General features: G+C 73.0%; 16 protein-coding genes. 15 read left to right on the top strand and 1 reads right to left on the bottom strand.

Annotation, left to right across the window (positions count from 1 at the left end; genetic code table 11):
* The first annotated feature begins 25 nt into the window (after positions 1 to 25).
* From FB467_RS16735 to hemB, 8 genes are all read left to right on the top strand, one after another.
* Positions 26 to 1,015: an NAD-dependent epimerase/dehydratase family protein gene (locus FB467_RS16735; RefSeq protein ID WP_141786104.1), complete on the top strand. Its 990-nt coding sequence runs from the start codon at positions 26 to 28 to the stop codon at positions 1,013 to 1,015.
* Entirely contained in the window at positions 1,012 to 1,962 is a 951-nt protein-coding gene (locus tag FB467_RS16730) for a lysophospholipid acyltransferase family protein (RefSeq protein ID WP_228393290.1), read from the top strand. Before FB467_RS16735 ends, FB467_RS16730 begins: the two co-directional genes overlap by 4 nt.
* 13 nt (positions 1,963 to 1,975) lie before the next feature.
* On the top strand, positions 1,976 to 2,260 hold the full coding sequence (locus tag FB467_RS16725; protein WP_170230809.1) for a glutaredoxin family protein: 285 nt from the start codon (positions 1,976 to 1,978) through the stop codon (positions 2,258 to 2,260).
* 106 nt (positions 2,261 to 2,366) lie between these two features.
* Positions 2,367 to 3,062: a redox-sensing transcriptional repressor Rex gene (locus FB467_RS16720; RefSeq protein ID WP_211350633.1), complete on the top strand. Its 696-nt coding sequence runs from the start codon at positions 2,367 to 2,369 to the stop codon at positions 3,060 to 3,062.
* Positions 3,059 to 4,372 (top strand): glutamyl-tRNA reductase, encoded by a 1,314-nt coding sequence (locus tag FB467_RS16715; protein WP_141786103.1) that lies wholly within the window; start codon positions 3,059 to 3,061, stop codon positions 4,370 to 4,372. The genes FB467_RS16720 and FB467_RS16715 overlap by 4 nt, the downstream gene beginning before the upstream one ends.
* Entirely contained in the window at positions 4,369 to 5,427 is a 1,059-nt protein-coding gene (gene hemC, locus FB467_RS16710) for a hydroxymethylbilane synthase (protein WP_141786102.1), read from the top strand. The genes FB467_RS16715 and hemC overlap by 4 nt, the downstream gene beginning before the upstream one ends.
* Positions 5,424 to 7,058: a bifunctional uroporphyrinogen-III C-methyltransferase/uroporphyrinogen-III synthase gene (locus tag FB467_RS16705; protein ID WP_141786101.1), complete on the top strand. Its 1,635-nt coding sequence runs from the start codon at positions 5,424 to 5,426 to the stop codon at positions 7,056 to 7,058. The genes hemC and FB467_RS16705 overlap by 4 nt, the downstream gene beginning before the upstream one ends.
* Positions 7,055 to 8,044, top strand: a complete 990-nt coding sequence (hemB, locus tag FB467_RS16700; protein WP_228393291.1) for a porphobilinogen synthase — start codon at positions 7,055 to 7,057, stop codon at positions 8,042 to 8,044. Before FB467_RS16705 ends, hemB begins: the two co-directional genes overlap by 4 nt.
* Before the next feature lie 240 nt (positions 8,045 to 8,284).
* Here hemB and FB467_RS16695 read toward each other — a convergent pair whose 3' ends face one another.
* Complete coding sequence (locus tag FB467_RS16695; RefSeq protein ID WP_141786100.1) at positions 8,285 to 8,818, bottom strand: YceI family protein; 534 nt, start codon at positions 8,816 to 8,818, stop codon at positions 8,285 to 8,287.
* A gap of 249 nt (positions 8,819 to 9,067) precedes the next feature.
* Between FB467_RS16695 and FB467_RS16690 the strand changes: the two genes are divergently transcribed.
* The 7 genes from FB467_RS16690 to ccsB are packed head-to-tail and all read left to right on the top strand — an operon-like array spanning position 9,068 to position 15,590.
* Complete coding sequence (locus FB467_RS16690) at positions 9,068 to 9,604, top strand: MarR family winged helix-turn-helix transcriptional regulator (RefSeq protein ID WP_141786099.1); 537 nt, start codon at positions 9,068 to 9,070, stop codon at positions 9,602 to 9,604.
* Between the two features lie 15 nt (positions 9,605 to 9,619).
* Entirely contained in the window at positions 9,620 to 10,987 is a 1,368-nt protein-coding gene (gene hemL / locus FB467_RS16685) for a glutamate-1-semialdehyde 2,1-aminomutase (protein ID WP_267128617.1), read from the top strand.
* A 17-nt stretch (positions 10,988 to 11,004) separates the two neighbouring features.
* Positions 11,005 to 11,658: a histidine phosphatase family protein gene (locus FB467_RS16680; RefSeq protein WP_141786098.1), complete on the top strand. Its 654-nt coding sequence runs from the start codon at positions 11,005 to 11,007 to the stop codon at positions 11,656 to 11,658.
* Positions 11,655 to 12,269, top strand: a complete 615-nt coding sequence (locus FB467_RS16675) for a TlpA family protein disulfide reductase (protein ID WP_141786097.1) — start codon at positions 11,655 to 11,657, stop codon at positions 12,267 to 12,269. Before FB467_RS16680 ends, FB467_RS16675 begins: the two co-directional genes overlap by 4 nt.
* Positions 12,266 to 13,018 carry a cytochrome c biogenesis CcdA family protein gene (locus FB467_RS16670; RefSeq protein WP_141786096.1) on the top strand — a complete coding sequence of 251 codons (753 nt, stop codon included), beginning with the start codon at positions 12,266 to 12,268 and terminating at the stop codon, positions 13,016 to 13,018. The genes FB467_RS16675 and FB467_RS16670 overlap by 4 nt, the downstream gene beginning before the upstream one ends.
* Positions 13,018 to 14,607: a cytochrome c biogenesis protein ResB gene (resB, locus tag FB467_RS16665; RefSeq protein ID WP_141786095.1), complete on the top strand. Its 1,590-nt coding sequence runs from the start codon at positions 13,018 to 13,020 to the stop codon at positions 14,605 to 14,607. The genes FB467_RS16670 and resB overlap by 1 nt, the downstream gene beginning before the upstream one ends.
* Positions 14,604 to 15,590, top strand: coding sequence for a c-type cytochrome biogenesis protein CcsB (gene ccsB, locus FB467_RS16660; protein WP_141786094.1), 987 nt, complete (start codon positions 14,604 to 14,606; stop codon positions 15,588 to 15,590). Before resB ends, ccsB begins: the two co-directional genes overlap by 4 nt.
* Positions 15,591 to 15,600: the final 10 nt, after the last annotated feature.

The following is a 15,600-nucleotide window of genomic DNA, read 5'->3' as shown; positions in this document are numbered from 1 at the left end:
CGGTCGCGTCGCACGGGGACGGTCGATGGCCCGGATAGTCATGGTTACCGGGGTCGCCCGGGAGTTGGCCGGGCGGGTGACCCGTCGGCTGTCCGAGGACCCGGACGTCGAGCGGGTGATCGGCGTCGACCTCGTGGCGCCCGCCCACCCCATCGGCCGCGGCGAGTTCGTGCGCACCGACATCCGCAGCCCGCTGGTGGGCCGGCTGATGGCCCAGGCGCAGGTCGACACGGTCGTGCACATGGGGGTCATCGCCACGCCGCGGGACGCCGGCGGACGGGTGGTGCAAAAGGACATCAACGTGCTCGGCACGATGCAGCTGCTGGCCGCCTGCCAGAAAACCGAGTCGGTCCAGCGGGTCGTGGTGAAGTCCACGGCCGGGGTCTACGGCTCCTCCCCGCGGGACCCGGCGGTGTTCACCGAGGAGATGCCGGCCCGCGTCATCCCGCGCTCGGGCTTCGCCCGCGACTCGATGGAGGTCGAGGGCTACGTGCGCGGGCTCTCCCGGCGGCGCCCGGAGCTCGAGGTGACCATGCTCCGGATGGCCAACGTGATCGGCCCCAGCATCCGGACGGTCCTGACCGACTACTTCACGATGCCCGTGCTGCCGGTCCCGTTCGGTCGGGACGGCCGGTTGCAGTTCCTGCACGAGGACGACGCCGTCGCGGCGATGGTGCGGGCCACCGTCGGCCCGGCCGTCGGCACCTGCAACGTGGCCGGCGACGGGGTGCTGGCCACCAGCCAGGCGGTGGCCATGACCGGCCGGCCGTGGATGCCGGTCGTGCCGGGGACCCGGGGCGCGTTGAACTGGGCGGTCCGCAAGGCAGGGTGGGCCTCACTGCCCAGCGACCAGATGGACGGCCTGGCCTTCGGCCGCGTGGTGGACACCACCCGGATGCGAACGGAGCTGGGGTTCGCCCCGGCATACACCACCCGCAGCGCCTACGAGTCCTTCCTGTCCGCCACGCGGGACCGGGACCGCCCCGAGCAGCACGCCGAGCAGGAGCTGATGTGACGCAGGAGACGCAGTCCGCGACGCCCGCCGAGTCCGACCTGGAACGGTTGGTGATGCTGGTCATCCAGGCGTTGCGCGGCGCGGGTGCCGTCGCCGGGTTGACCGGGGCCGACCTGGACCGCGCCGTCGCCGGCACGCTGGCCTTCCTGCGGCGGCGACTGACCGGGGACTACTCGATCGACGAGTTCGGCTTCGACGCCGACTTCACCGACCACGTGGTGCTGCCCCTGCTACGCCCGCTCTACAAGACCTGGTTCCGGGTCGAGGTGCGGGGCGTGGAGAACATCCCCGCCGAGGGGGGCGCCCTGGTGGTCGCCAACCACAGCGGCACCGTGGCGCTGGACTCCCTGATGACCCAGGTGGCCGTGCACGACACCCACCCCCGGCAGCGCAACCTGCGGATGCTGGGCGCCGACCTGGTCTTCGGCACCCCGGTGATGGGCCCGGTGGCCCGCCGGATGGGCAGCACCCTGGCGACCAACGCCGACGCCGAGCGGTTGCTGCGCTCCGGCGAGGTCGTCGGCGTCTGGCCGGAGGGCTTCAAGGGGGTCGGCAAACCGTTCAAGGACCGCTACCGGTTGCAGCGGTTCGGCCGCGGCGGGTTCGTGGCCGCGGCGCTGCGCTGCGAGGTGCCGATCATCCCGTGCTCGATCGTCGGCGCGGAGGAGACCTACCCGATGCTGGGTAACGCCGCGGCCGTGGCGCGCGTGCTGGGGCTGCCCTACCTGCCGCTGACCCCGACCTTCCCGTGGTTGGGCCCGCTGGGGATGATCCCGCTGCCGAGCAAGTGGTACATCGAGTTCGGCGCCCCCATCGACACCTCGGGACGCGGCGAGGGTGCCGCCGAGGACCCGGCCGTGGTCTACGAGCTGACCGACCGGGTCCGGGAGACGATCCAGCACACCCTGTTCGAGCTGTTGCGCGAGCGCACCTCGGTCTTCTACTGAGGACGTGCCGGGTATGCCGTGGCGCCGGTCGCGTGGCCCCGAGCTGCCCCCCGGGGTGGTCCTGCTGGGCCGGGACGGCTGCCACCTGTGCGAGGAGGCGGAGGCCGTGGTCGCCGACGTCTGCGCGCGGGCCGGCGTCGACTGGCACCGGGTGCAGTTGGCGGACCGACCCGACCTGACCGGGAGGTATGCCGAGAAGGTGCCGGTCCTCTTCGTCGACGGACGGGAACTGAGTTACTGGCGGGTCGCCCCCGACGTGCTCCAGCGGGCGCTCCGTCGCCGTCGTGGTCGCCGCTGATCGACTTTGTGCAAACGTTCACAAGGACATAAGGTGAGGGGGTACCTGAACGACCTTCCGAGGCTCTGATATAAGGCGCCCGGACCCGAGAGGAGTCGGTGCCACCGTGATCTCCGAGCCCGCCCCCCGCGGTGTGCCCGAGGCGACGGTGGGGCGGCTCCCGGGGTACCTGCGGGCCCTGGGCCAATTCGGTGAGCGCGGCGTCACCTCCATCTCCTCCGAGGAGCTGGCCGACGCGGCCGGGGTCCGATCCGCCCAGCTGCGCAAGGACCTCTCCCGCCTCGGTTCCTACGGCGTGCGGGGGGTCGGCTACGACGTGGGCCAGCTGTCCGCCCAGATCTCCCGCGAACTCGGCCTCACCCAGGACTGGCCCGTCGTCATTGTCGGTCTCGGTCACCTCGGCCGGGCGCTGGCCGGCTACCGCGGCTTCACCTCCCGCGGCTTCCGGATCGTGGCGCTCGCCGACCAGGACGAGTCGGTCGTCGGGGAGCAGGTGGAGGGCCTGACCGTGCGCACCCTGTCCGACCTTGTGGCCAGCGGCGAGTCGATCGCCATCGGGGTGATCACCACGCCCGCCGAGGCCGCCCAGGCCGTGGCCGACGAGCTGGTCGCCATGGGTGTCCGCTCGGTGCTGAACTTCGCGCCCTGCCTGGTGACCGTCCCGGAGGGGGTCGATGTGCGCCACGTCGACCTGGCCACCGAGCTGCAGATCCTGGCCTTCCACGAACAGCGCCGCGCACTGGCGGACCAGGTCGTCACGGACACGCCCGCGCCCGCGCGCACGACGGAGGGAGTCGGATGAGTCTGCTCGTGGTCGGTCTCTCGCACCGCAGCGCCCCGATGGACCTGGTCGAGCAGGCCTCGCCGGGCGATGCCGGCGCCGCCGCGCTGACCGCCGCCGTCCGCGCCGGGGAGGACGTGGGTGAGGCGGTCGTGCTGGCCACCTGCAACCGCACCGAGGTGTATGTCGACGCCGCCACCTTCCACGGTGCCCTGCAGGAGGTCGGCCAGGCGCTGTCCCACCTGTCCGGGGTCGCCCTGGACGAGCTGTCGCCGCACCTGTACGTGCACTACGAGGACCGTGCGGTCCACCACCTCTTCTCGGTCGCCTCCGGGCTGGACTCGATGGCCGTGGGGGAGCGGCAGATCCTGGGCCAGGTCCGCGCGGCCTTCCGCGCCGCGCAGCACGAGGGCGCCGCCGGGACCGTGCTCAACCCGCTGTTCCAGCACGCGCTCCGGGTTGGCAAGCAGGCGCACACCGAGACCAGCATCGACCGGGTGAGCCGGTCCCTGGTCGAGCTCGGGCTGGAGCGTGCGGCCGGCCACCTGGAGTCCCTGGCCGGTGCGCGCACCGTGCTGATCGGTGCCGGCTCGATGTCCGGCCTGGCCGCGGCCACCCTGTCCCGCAGCGGGATCAGCGACGTCACCGTGATCAACCGCACCCGGGAGCGGGCGGACCGGTTGGCCGCGCAGTACGGCTTCCGGAGCGAGGACTGGTCCCGGCTGCCCGAGCTCGGCGCCCGGGCCGACCTGATCGTCACCTGCACCGGCGCGACGCAGCACGTGGTCGACGAGGCGGCCGTGCGCCGGGTGCGGGGGAGCGCGGACACCCCGCTGGCCATCCTGGACCTGGCGATGCCCCGCGACGTCGCCCCCGGGGTGGGTGCCCTGCCCGGGGTCGGCCTGTGGAGCCTGGCGGACCTGCAGGAACGCGCCGAGGACTCCGGTGCCGAGGTGGACCCGGCGGTGGCCGAGGTGCGCCAGCTGGTCACCGGTGAGGTCGGCGCCTACCTGGTGTCCCGCCGTGCCCAGGCCGTCGCGCCCACCGTCACCGCGCTGCGCTCGCGCGCCGCGGACGTGGTGGCCGCCGAGCTGCAGCGACTCGACCAGCGGCTCCCGGACCTGCCCGAGCGGGAGCGCCAGGAGGTCCAGCGCACGGTGCAGCGGGTCGTCGACAAGCTGCTGCACGCCCCCACCGTCCGGGTGAAGGCCCTGGCCTCGGACACCGACGGCCGGGGTGACTACGCGAGCGTGCTCCGCGAGCTGTTCGACCTGGACCCCTACGACGTGGCGGCGGTCTCCACGCCCCCGGAGACGGGGGGCCTGGTATGACCCCGACCCTGCGGCACACGCCGCCGTTGACCGAGGCCGAGCAGGAGTGCCTGCCCGGTGCCACCGCGACCCGCCGGCTGCGCCTGGGCACCCGGGCCAGCGAGCTGGCCACCACCCAGGCCGGGTGGGTCGCGGACCTGTTGCGGGCCCGGGGCCACCAGGTCGACCTGGTGCCGGTCCGGACCGAGGGGGACGAGTCGACCGCCTCGCTGCGCGAGATCGGGGGCACCGGTGTCTTCGCCAGCGCGCTGCGCACCGCCCTGCTGGAGGACCGCATCGACGTGGCCGTGCACTCGCTGAAGGACCTGCCCGTGGCACCCGTGCCGGGCCTGGTCCTGGCCGCGATACCGGAGCGCGAGGACCCGCGGGACGTCGTCGTGGCCCGGGACGGGCTGACCCTCGCCGGGCTGCCCGAGGGGGCGGTCGTGGGCACCGGGTCGCCGCGCCGCGCCGCCCAGCTGGCGGTCTTCGCCCCCCACCTGCAGATCCGCGACATCCGCGGCAACATCGACAGCCGGGTGGGCCAGGTCCGCTCCGGCACCCTCGACGCCGTCGTGCTGGCCGCCGCCGGGCTGACCCGGGTCGGCCGGATCGACGAGGCCACCGAGGTGCTCCCGTTCGTGCAGATGCTGCCGGCCCCCGGCCAGGGCGCCCTGGCCGTGGAGTGCCGGGACGACGACGAGGCGGTCACCGCCTGGTGCGCGGAGCTGGACGACCCGGACACCCGCGCCTGCGTGGAGGCCGAGCGCGCCCTGCTGGCCCGGCTCGAGGCCGGCTGCACGGCGCCGGTGGGGGCGGTGGCCCGCCTCGGGGGCGCGACCGGACCGGACTCCGGAGGGGATCCCAGGGGGGCCATGACGTTGACCGGGTTCGCCGACCTACAGGGTCGGGCGACGCGGCACGAAGTGAGCGGCGCCGATCCGGTGTCGCTCGGGCACCAGCTAGCCGACCTGTTCCTCGCCGACCTGGCGTCTACGGGCACCCCCGACCCCGCGGGGGCCCCCACCGCCGGCGCTGACCACGCCGGCAACCACACCACGGAGCGTGACACGTGAGCACACAGACCGCTTTCTCCCCCGTCTCCCCGGCGACCGCACGGGTCGCCTTCGTCGGCGCCGGACCCGGCGACCCGGGATTGCTCACCGTCCGAGCCAGGGACTATCTCAAGGCGGCGGACGTGGTGCTCCTCGACACGCTGCACGACGCCGACCAGCTGGCCCGCTTCATCCGCCCCGACGCGACCGTCCTGGCGGCCAGCCGCGGCACCAGCGGCTCGCTGACCCGCACCTCCCGGGCCAAGATGCTGGTCAAGGAGGTCGGCAAGCTGCACGAGCCCGGCGCCCTGGTGGTCCGGATGATGGACGGTGACCCCAGCGCATTCAGCGGCCTGGTGACCGAGGCGCTGGCCTGCCGCCGGGCCAGCATCCCCTTCGAGATCGTCCCCGGGGTGAGCTCGGCCTGGTCCGTGCCCGCGTATGCCGGGGTCCCGCTGACCGGGCAGGACGGCGGGACACTGCACATCGTCGACGGCGCCGACCGGCATACCGACTGGAGCCTGTCGGTCGCCGACGGGGTCACCGTCGTCGTCCTCGGCAGCGCCACCGAGTTGCGCCGCGCGCTGACCGCGCTGCTGTCCGCCGGTCGGGACGGGCAGACCCCGGTCTGCCTCACCGAGCGGGGCACCACGGTCACCCAGCGCACCGCCGTCACCCAGCTGGACGAGGCCATCGCCGAGCTCGCCGAGGCCGGCTTCGAGCACGGCGGCGTGGCCGTCGTCGGGCAGTCCGTGGCGCTGCGCGAGGAACTGTCCTGGTACGAGACCAAGCCGCTCTTCGGCTGGAACGTCCTGGTGCCGCGCACCAAGGACCAGGCGGGCCCGATGGTCGACCGGATCGCCTCCTACGGCGCGACCGCCGAGGTGGTCCCCACGATCAGCGTCGAGCCGCCGCGCACCCCGCAGCAGATGGACCGGGCGATCCACGGCCTGGTCACCGGACGCTACGAGTGGATCGGGTTCACCTCGGTCAACGCGGTGCGGGCCGTGCGGGAGAAGTTCATCGAGCTCGGCCTGGACGCCCGGGCCTTCGCCGGGCTGAAGATCGCGGCCGTCGGGGGAGCCACCGCCGACTCGCTGCGCGACTGGGGCCTGGAGCCCGACCTGGTGCCGACCGGTGAGGAGTCCGCCCGCGGCCTGCTCGCCGAGTGGCCTCCCTACGACGACGTGCTGGACCCGATCGACCGGGTGTTCCTGCCCCGCGCCGACATCGCAACCGAGACCCTGGTGGCCGGCCTGCGCGAGATGGGTTGGGAGGTCGACGACGTCACGGCATACCGGACCGTCCGCTCGGCCCCGCCGCCCGCACCGATGCGCGAGGCGATCAAGACCGGCAAGTTCGACGCCGTCTGCTTCACCTCCTCGGCCACCGTCCGCAACCTGGTGGGCATCGCCGGCAAGCCGCACGCCAACTCGGTGATCGCCTGCATCGGCCCGGCCACCGCCAAGACCGCCGAGGAGCACGGTCTGCGGGTCGACGTGATCGCGCCCGAGGCACGTGCCGAACGGTTGGTGGACGCGCTCGCCGAGTTTGCCCGGCACACCGTCGAGGAGGCACGGGCCGCCGGTGAACCGGTCGTCCGGCCCAGCCAGCGGCGCACCGGCTCCCGCCGGGCCAAGGCACGGGCGTGAGCGTCCGGCACTCCCTGACCGAACGTCCCCGCCGGCTCCGCACCACCCCGGCCATGCGCCGGCTGGTGGCCCAGACCAGGGTCCACCCGGCCGAGTTGGTGCTGCCGATGTTCGTCCGCGAGGGCATCACCGAGCCCGTGCCGATCGGGTCGATGCCCGGGGTCGTGCAGCACACCACCGACTCGCTGCGGGCGGCCGCCGACGCGGCGGTGCGGGCCGGGGTCGGTGGCCTGATGCTCTTCGGGGTCCCCGAGCGACGGGACGCCACCGGCACCGGAGGCACCGACCCGGACGGGGTGCTGAACAGGGCGCTGGCCGCACTCCGGCAGGACCTCGGCGACGACACCGTGCTCATGGCCGACACCTGCCTGGACGAGTTCACCGACCACGGCCACTGCGGGGTGCTCGACGGGCAGGGCCGGGTCGACAACGACGCCACGCTGGAGCGGTATGCCGAGATGGCGGTCGTGCAGGCCCGCTCCGGTGCCCACGTGGTCAGTCCCTCGGGGATGATGGACGGCCAGGTTGGGGTGATCCGCGCGGCGCTGGACGAGGCAGGACTGCAGGACACCGCGATCCTGGCCTACACCGCCAAGTACGCCTCCGGGGCCTACGGGCCGTTCCGTGAGGCGGTCGGCTCGACCCTGCAGGGTGACCGCGCCACCTACCAGCAGGACCCGCCGAACCTCACCGAGTCGTTGCGCGAGCTGCGCCTGGACCTGGCCGAGGGGGCGGACCTGGTGATGGTCAAGCCCGCGCTGCCCTACCTCGACGTGCTGCGCTCGGTCGCCGAGGTCTCCGACGTGCCGGTCGCCGCCTACCAGGTGTCCGGGGAGTACGCCCAGATCGAGGCCGCCGCCGCCCACGGCTGGATCGACCGGGACCGGATGGTGCTGGAGACCCTGACCTCGATCCGCCGCGCCGGCGCGCAGATCGTCCTGACCTACTACGCCGAGCACGCCGCCCACCTGCTGTCCCCCCACTGACCGACCGGCGACCCCCACCGACCGGCGGCCCCCCACCGACCGGACGTGCGACCTGGCGGCCTCCACACCCCACCGGACGTCTGGTCGGGCGGCCCCCGCACCCCACCGGACGCGTGACCTGGCGGTCCCGGGCTGCAGATGAACGGCCCCACCGTGACGGGAACAGGGGGCGCGTCACGGCGGGGCCGGGGAGGTCGACCGGTCCTGGGGGCCAGACCGATCGACAGGTGTGAGAGGAGATTAGCCTGTCGGCTGGATCAGTTCCACGTCCAGGTGGATCTGGATCCGCTCCGAGACGAGGACGCCGCCGGACTCCACGGCCACGTTCCAGGTCAGGCCCCAGTCCTTCCGGTTGATCTCCGCCGAGGCCTCGACGCCCGCCCGGAAGCCGCCCCACGGGTCCTCCGAGGTGCCGATGAACTCCAGGTCGAAGGTGATCGGTCGGGTGATGTCCTTGATCGTCAGGTCCCCGGTCATCGAGGTGTCGGAGACCTCGCGGGACCGGAAGGTCATCGCCGGGAAGACCTCGGTGTCAAAGAAGTCCCCGGAGCGCAGGTGCGTGTCCCGGTCGGTGTTGCGGGTGTCGACCGAGGCGAGGTTGACCTCGGCGGTCACCGTGGAGTCCTCGAACGGTGCGGCGATCTCCACGCGGGCGGTGAACTCCCGGAATGTCCCGCGGACCTTGGACACCATCACGTGCCGCGCCGTGAACCCGACCTCGCTGTGGGCCGGGTCCACGGTCCAGTTGCCGGTGGCCAGGTGTCGCAGGCCCATGGGTTCCTCGATGCGTGGTGTGGCGGTGCGGGTTTCCAGGGTAGCGGCCCGATCGCGGCCCGCCCATCACTGGGAGAACGCTCGGGGCACTGGTAGCACGTTCGACCGTTCCACCAGTGCCCCGAGCGTGCTACCAGTCGAAGGGGTATAGTTAAGTATTCAATAAAACGTGCGGAGCGAACGCCGCTCGGTAGAATCACGGGGTGGTGGGCGCCGTCCCGCCTCCCGTGTCGAAAGAGGTTGATGGAGATGGCTCGAGCCGCCGACCAGGAGGGCCGCTGGCTCTCCGAGGACGAACAACGGAGTTGGCGCGCCTTCCTCCGGGGCCAGCGGCTGCTCAACGAGGCGTTGGACCAGGCCCTGGCCACGGACGGGATCCGGCTGACCGAGTACGAGATCATCTCGATGCTCTCCGAGGCCCCCGGGGGGCGGCTGCGGATGTCGGTGCTGGCCGACCAGGTGGTGCAGTCCCGCAGCCGACTCACCCACACCGCGACCCGGCTGGAGAGCCGCGGTTGGGTCGAGCGGCGCACCTGCCACGAGGACCGTCGCGGGGTCGAGCTGACGCTCACGGCGTCCGGTCGGGCGGCGCTGGTCGACCTGTCGCGGATCCATGTGGAGAGCGTGCGGGCCAACCTGGTCGACCTGCTGGAGCCGGAGCAGTTCGCGGCCCTCGGCGAGGCGATGCAGGTCGTCGTGGACGCCCTCGACGTGGCCGGCCTCACCGATGCCGCGCAGAACCCGGTCCGCACCCACGCCGCCGCCCGGCTCAGCGACTCGGCTTGAGACACTGGGTCGGTGATCCCTCCCAGCGACCCCGACGGGCCCACCCCACAGGCCGGCACCCCGGCATACCCCGATGACGCCCCCGCCTCCGCGGCGGCGATGGCCCGCGCCCGGGCGGTGACCCCGGGCGGGGTGAACTCCCCGGTCCGCGCCTTCGGGTCGGTGGGTGGCACCCCGCGGTTCATGCGCTCCGCCCGGGGCGCGTGGCTGGAGGACCTGGACGGCCGCCGCTATGTCGACCTGGTCTGCTCGTGGGGGCCAATGATCCTGGGCCACGCCCACCCCGACGTCCTCGCGGCGGTCACCCAGGCCGCCGCCCGCGGCTTCAGCTTCGGCACCCCCAGCGAGAACGAGGTCGCGCTCGCCGAGGAGATCGTGGCCCGCGTCGACCCTGTCGAACAGGTCCGTCTGGTCAGCTCGGGCACCGAGGCGACGATGAGCGCGCTGCGGCTCGCCCGGGGGTTCACCGGCCGCTCGGTCGTGGTGAAGTTCGCCGGGTGCTACCACGGGCACGTCGATGCGCTGCTGGCCTCGGCCGGCTCGGGGCTGGCCACCTTCGCGCTGCCGGACTCGCCCGGCGTCCCGCCGAGCAGCGCGGGGGAGACCCTGGTGCTGCCCTACAACGACGTGCCCGCTCTGGAGGCCGCCTTCGCCGAGCGCGGGGACCAGATCGCGGCCGTGATCACCGAGGCGGCGGCCGGGAACATGGGCATCGTGCCGCCGGATCCGGGTTTCACCCAGGCACTGCTCCGGGTCACCCGCGCGCACGGTGCGCTGCTCATCTCCGACGAGGTGATGACGGGGTTCCGGGCGTCGGCCGGCGGGTGGTTCGGTCTCGAGGGTCCGTATGCCGAGGGGGCGCCGGACCTGTTCACCTTCGGCAAGGTGATGGGCGGGGGATTCCCGGCCGCTGCCTTTGGCGGACGCGCCGACGTGATGGCGCACCTGGCGCCGGAGGGGCCGGTCTACCAGGCGGGGACGCTGTCCGGGAACCCGGTGGCCACGGCCGCCGGGCTGGCCACCCTGCGCGGGTGCACCCCCGAGCTGTACGACCGCGTCGGGACCGCGGCGCGGGCGATCGCCGACGGGGTGGCGCAGGCCTTCGCTGCGGCCGGGGTGCCCCACCGGATCCAGTGGGCAGGCACCATGTTCAGCGTCTTCTTCCGGGACGGGCAGGTGCGGGACTACGACGACGCCCGGGCGCAGGACACCGCGGCGTTCGGCCGGTTCTTCCACGGCATGCTGCGCCGCGGGGTGCACCTGCCGCCGAGCTGTTTCGAGACCTGGTTCGTCAGCGGGGCGCACGATGACGAGGCCGTCGACCACGTGCTGGCGGCGCTGCCGGGCGCGGTCGAGGACATGCTCACCCCGCCCTCAGACTGATGGGGGACAATCGGGCCATGACGACGACCGGATCGACGCGCACCGTCGTGCACCTGCTGCGCCACGGCGAGGTGCACAACCCCGGTGGCGTCCTCTACGGGCGCCTGCCGGGGTTCCGCCTGTCCGACCTCGGCCGGCAGATGGCCGAGCGGGTCGCCGAGCACCTGACCGGCCGCGACATCGTGCACCTGGTCTCCTCGCCGCTGCAGCGGGCCCAGGAGACGGCGGCCCCGAGCGCCGAGGCGCTGGGGTTGGAGCCGGAGGTGGACGAGCGGGTCATCGAGGCGGCCAACCACTTCGAGGGGATGACCTTCGGCCAGGGCGAGGGCAAGCTGAGCAACCCCCGGCACTGGCCCTACCTGCGCAACCCGCTGGAGCCGTCCTGGGGCGAGCCGTACAAGGAGATCTCGGTCCGGATGCTGGCCGCGGTCGACACGGCCCGCCGCGCGGCACGCGGCCACGAGGCGCTGATCGTCTCCCACCAGCTGCCGATCTGGACCCTGCGGCGCACCATCGAGGGCAAGCGCCTGTGGCACGACCCCCGCAACCGGGAGTGCGCCCTGGCCTCCCTCACCACGCTGACCTACGAGGGCGACGACCCGGTCAGCCTCAGCTACTCCGAGCCGGCGGTCGACCTTGTCGCGCGTGCCCGTCCGGGCGCCGGGGCATGAGGCCACGGATCCGGCGCACCGGGGTGGGGGCCGCGGGGCGGTGGGCGGGAGCGCTGTCGGTGGTGGCGTTGCTGGGGGTCGCGGGCTGTTCGGACGAGGGGACCATCGCCGAGCAGGCACGGGCCGGTGACCAGAAGGGCTACATCGCCGGTGACGGCACCCTGCAACAGGTGGCGGTCGGGGACCGGGAGGTCCGGATCGACCTGTCCGGCACCACCCTGCAGGGGCAGGACTGGTCGTCCGCGGACCACCTCGGCGAGGTGGTGGTGATCAACGTCTGGGGCTCCTGGTGCGGCCCGTGCAAGGCCGAGGCGCCGGACCTGCAGGCCGCCTACGAGCACTTCCAGGAGGCCGGCGACCCGGTCCAGTTCATCGGGGTCAACGACCGCGACGGCCTCGACGCGGCCAAGTCGTTCGAGAAGGTCCAGGGCATCGGCTACCCGTCGCTGGCCGACGACGGGGGGCAGACGCTGGTCGCCCTGAAGGGCTGGGCCAACCCCCGGCCGACCACGATGGTGCTCGACCGGGACGGGCTGGTCGCCGCCCGGGTCGCCGGTCAGGTCGACGAGACGACGCTGGTCGGCATGGTCGAGGACGTGCTCGCAGAGTGAGTGAGGTCGTCGTCTCGGGCCCGCTGCTGCTGGCCCTCGGCCTGGCCGCCCTGGCCGGGGTGGTCTCCTTCGCCTCCCCGTGCGTGCTCCCGCTGGTGCCGGGGTTCCTGGGTTACATCACCGGGATGTCTCCGGAGCCGGCGGCCGGCGGCAGCTCGCGCGGTCGCGGCCGGTTGCTGGCCGGGGCGGCGCTGTTCGTGCTCGGCTTCAGCGCCGTGTTCATCGTGATGGGGGTCGCGGTCTCCAGCCTGGGCCTCGCGCTGCAACAACGCCAGGACCTGCTGCTGCGGATCGGTGGCGTCCTGGTCCTGGCGCTGGGCGTGGTGATGGTGTGGGCGCCGACCGCGAGCTGGCAGCCCCGCTGGCGGCCGGCCGCCGGGTTGGCCGGCGCCCCGCTGCTGGGCGTGGTCTTCGGCCTGGGCTTCAGCGCCTGCACCGGCCCGGTCCTCGGCGCGATCCAGGCCCTGGCGGCCTCGCTGCCGCCCTACGACGACGGGGTCGTCCGCCGCGGCCTGGTCCTCTCGGCCGCCTATTGCGTGGGCCTCGGTCTGCCGTTCCTGCTGATCGCGGCGGGGCTCGGCTGGGTCAGCAGGGTCTCCCGCTGGCTGCGGGACCGGCACCGGGTCGTCCAGGCCGTCGGGGGCGCGCTGCTCGTGGTGCTCGGGCTGCTGATGATCAGCGGGGTCTGGGAGCAGGTCACCGCCTGGATCCAGACCCGGCTCACCTCCTCGTTCACCACGGTGCTCTGATGGCCGACCGCACCGTGCAGCAACCCACCCTCGGCGCCGTCGGGTGGGCGCGCTTCATCTGGCGCCAGCTCACGAGCATGCGCACCGCCCTGGTGCTGCTGCTCCTGCTCGCGGTCGCAGCCATCCCGGGATCCATCTACCCACAGCGCAGCATCGACCCGGTCCGGGTCCGGGAGTACCTGGAGGACAACCCCACGGTCGGCCCCTGGCTGGACCGGGTCGGGATGTTCGACGTCTTCGCCTCGCCGTGGTTCGCCGCGATCTACCTGCTGCTCATGGTCTCGCTGGTCGGCTGCATCCTGCCCCGCACCCGGCAGCACATCCGTGCCCTCCGGGCCCAACCCCCACGGGCACCGCGCCACCTGCGGCGACTGCCGGCATACCGCACCGAGGTCGTGCAGGCCCCCGAGGAGGAGGTGCTGGCCGCCGCCCGCATGGCGCTGCGCGCGCGGCGCTACCGGATCCGCAAGGACGACCGCCCGGGGGAGGTGTCGGCCGAGGGGGGCTACCTCAAGGAGACCGGCAACCTGTTCTTCCACGTCTCGCTGCTGGCGGTGATCGTCTCCGTCGCCATGGGGCACCTGCTGGGTTGGCGCGGGGAGGTGATCCTGCCCGAGGGTCAGACCTTTACTAGCACGGTCGGGCGCTACGACACGCTCCAGGTCGGCCCCTGGGTGGACCTGGACGACATCGAGCCCTTCGTGCTCACCCTGGACGAGCTGCGGGTGGACTTCGAGGCCGAGAACGAGGCGCAGCTGGGCGCCCCGCGGGAGTTCAGCGGGACGGTCACGACGGCGCCGGCGCCCGGGGAGGAGACCACCGAGCGGGTGCTGGCGGTCAACCACCCGCTCGGCCTGGACGGCACCTCGATCTACCTGCTGGGCAACGGGTATGCCCCGGTCGTCACGGTGCGCGACCCCGACGGCGAGGTGCTGTACCAGCAGGCCACGCCGTTCCTGCCGCAGGACGACAACTACTCCTCGACCGGGGCGATCAAGGTGGCCGGCACCGAGCCCAACATCGGGTTCTACGGGTTCTTCCTGCCGACCCTGGAGTTCGACCAGGAGCTGGGCCCGATCTCGGTCTTCCCTGACCTCGCCGCGCCCGCGCTGGTGCTCGGGGTCTACGAGGGCGACCTGTTCCCCGAGGGTCGCGCCCAGTCGGTCTACACCCTCGACGTGGCCTCGATGGACGAGGTCTTCGACGACGACGGCGAGCGCACCCGGGTGCTGCTCACCCCCGGGGAGACCGTCGACCTTCCCGGGGGCCGCGGCAGCATCGAGATGTCCGAGGTCGTCCGCTGGGGCGGCCTGGCGGTGCGGCACGACCCGGGCCGGATCCCGGTGCTGGTCAGCTCCATCGTGCTGCTCGCGGCGCTGATGGCGATGCTCCTGGTCCGCCGGCGTCGGCTGTTCGTCCGGGTGGTGGCGGACCCGGAGGGGCGCGAGGGTCATACTGTGGTGGAGGTCGCCGGTCTCGCCAAGGGGGCCGACGCGGCCCTGCAGGACGGCGTCGACGCGCTGTACGAACGGATCACCGAGTCACTGGGCACCCCCGCGGCCCGGGCCCTGACGGAGGACAAGGCATGACCAGCGAGCAGATGGCGGACACCGCCAACATGGCGCTCTACGTGGCGCTCCCGGTGCTGACGCTGGCGATGCTGGCGTTCGCGATGCACCTGGCGGTCCAGACGCGGGGGCACGGGGTCTCCCAGCAGCGTGAGCTGGCGCTGGCCGGCGCGGCCGACGCCTCCCTCGGGGCGGCAGGCGGGACCGACGCCGCCGACGAGCCGCCCGCCGGGCCTCAGGTGGCCGAGCCGCCGAGCCGTCGCTGGGGGGTCATCGGGTTGCAGCTGACCTGGTTGGCCACCTTCGCCCTGATCGTCTCGATCGGGCTGCGCGGGCTGGCGGTGAGCCGCCCGCCGGTGGGCAACATGTTCGAGTTCGCGCTGATGGCCGTGGCCTTCCTGCTCGTCCTCTACTCGCTGTGGAGCCTGCGCTCGGAGCGGCTCTGGCTCGGGGTCTTCGTGACCGGGCTGTCGCTGCTCATCCTGGGCGTCGCGGTCGCGAACTGGTACACCCCCGCCGGTGCCCTGCTGCCCTCGCTGAACAGCAAACTGTGGCTCATCGTGCACGTCACCGTCGCCACCCTGACCATCGGGCTGCTGGCGATCGGCTTCCTGACCGCCCTCCTGTTCCTGGTCAAGGAGCAGTCGGAGCGGACCGGCCGCCCGGCCTGGCGGTGGCTGGGGGCGCTGCCCACGCCCAGGAAGCTGGAGCAGATGACCTACGGCATCCACGTCGTGGGCTTCCCCTTGTGGACCTTCACCGTGATCGCCGGCGCCATCTGGGCCGAGCACGCCTGGGGCCGCTACTGGGGCTGGGACGCCAAGGAGGTCTGGTCCTTCGTGATCTGGGTGGTGTATGCCGCATACCTGCACGCGCACGCCACCACCGGCTGGACCGCGCGCAGGGCGACCTGGGTGGCGGTCGCCGGCTTCACCTGCATCATCCTGAACTACACCGTGGTCAATACCTTCTTCGTCGGGCTGCACTCCTACTCGGGGCTGTGAGGGCTCGCTG

Origin of the sequence: Ornithinicoccus hortensis (assembly GCF_006716185.1) — a bacterium.
Lineage (GTDB): Bacteria > Actinomycetota > Actinomycetes > Actinomycetales > Dermatophilaceae > Ornithinicoccus > Ornithinicoccus hortensis.
Note: the sequence above shows the minus strand (reverse complement) of the source record. Positions and strands in the feature narration are given on the sequence as shown.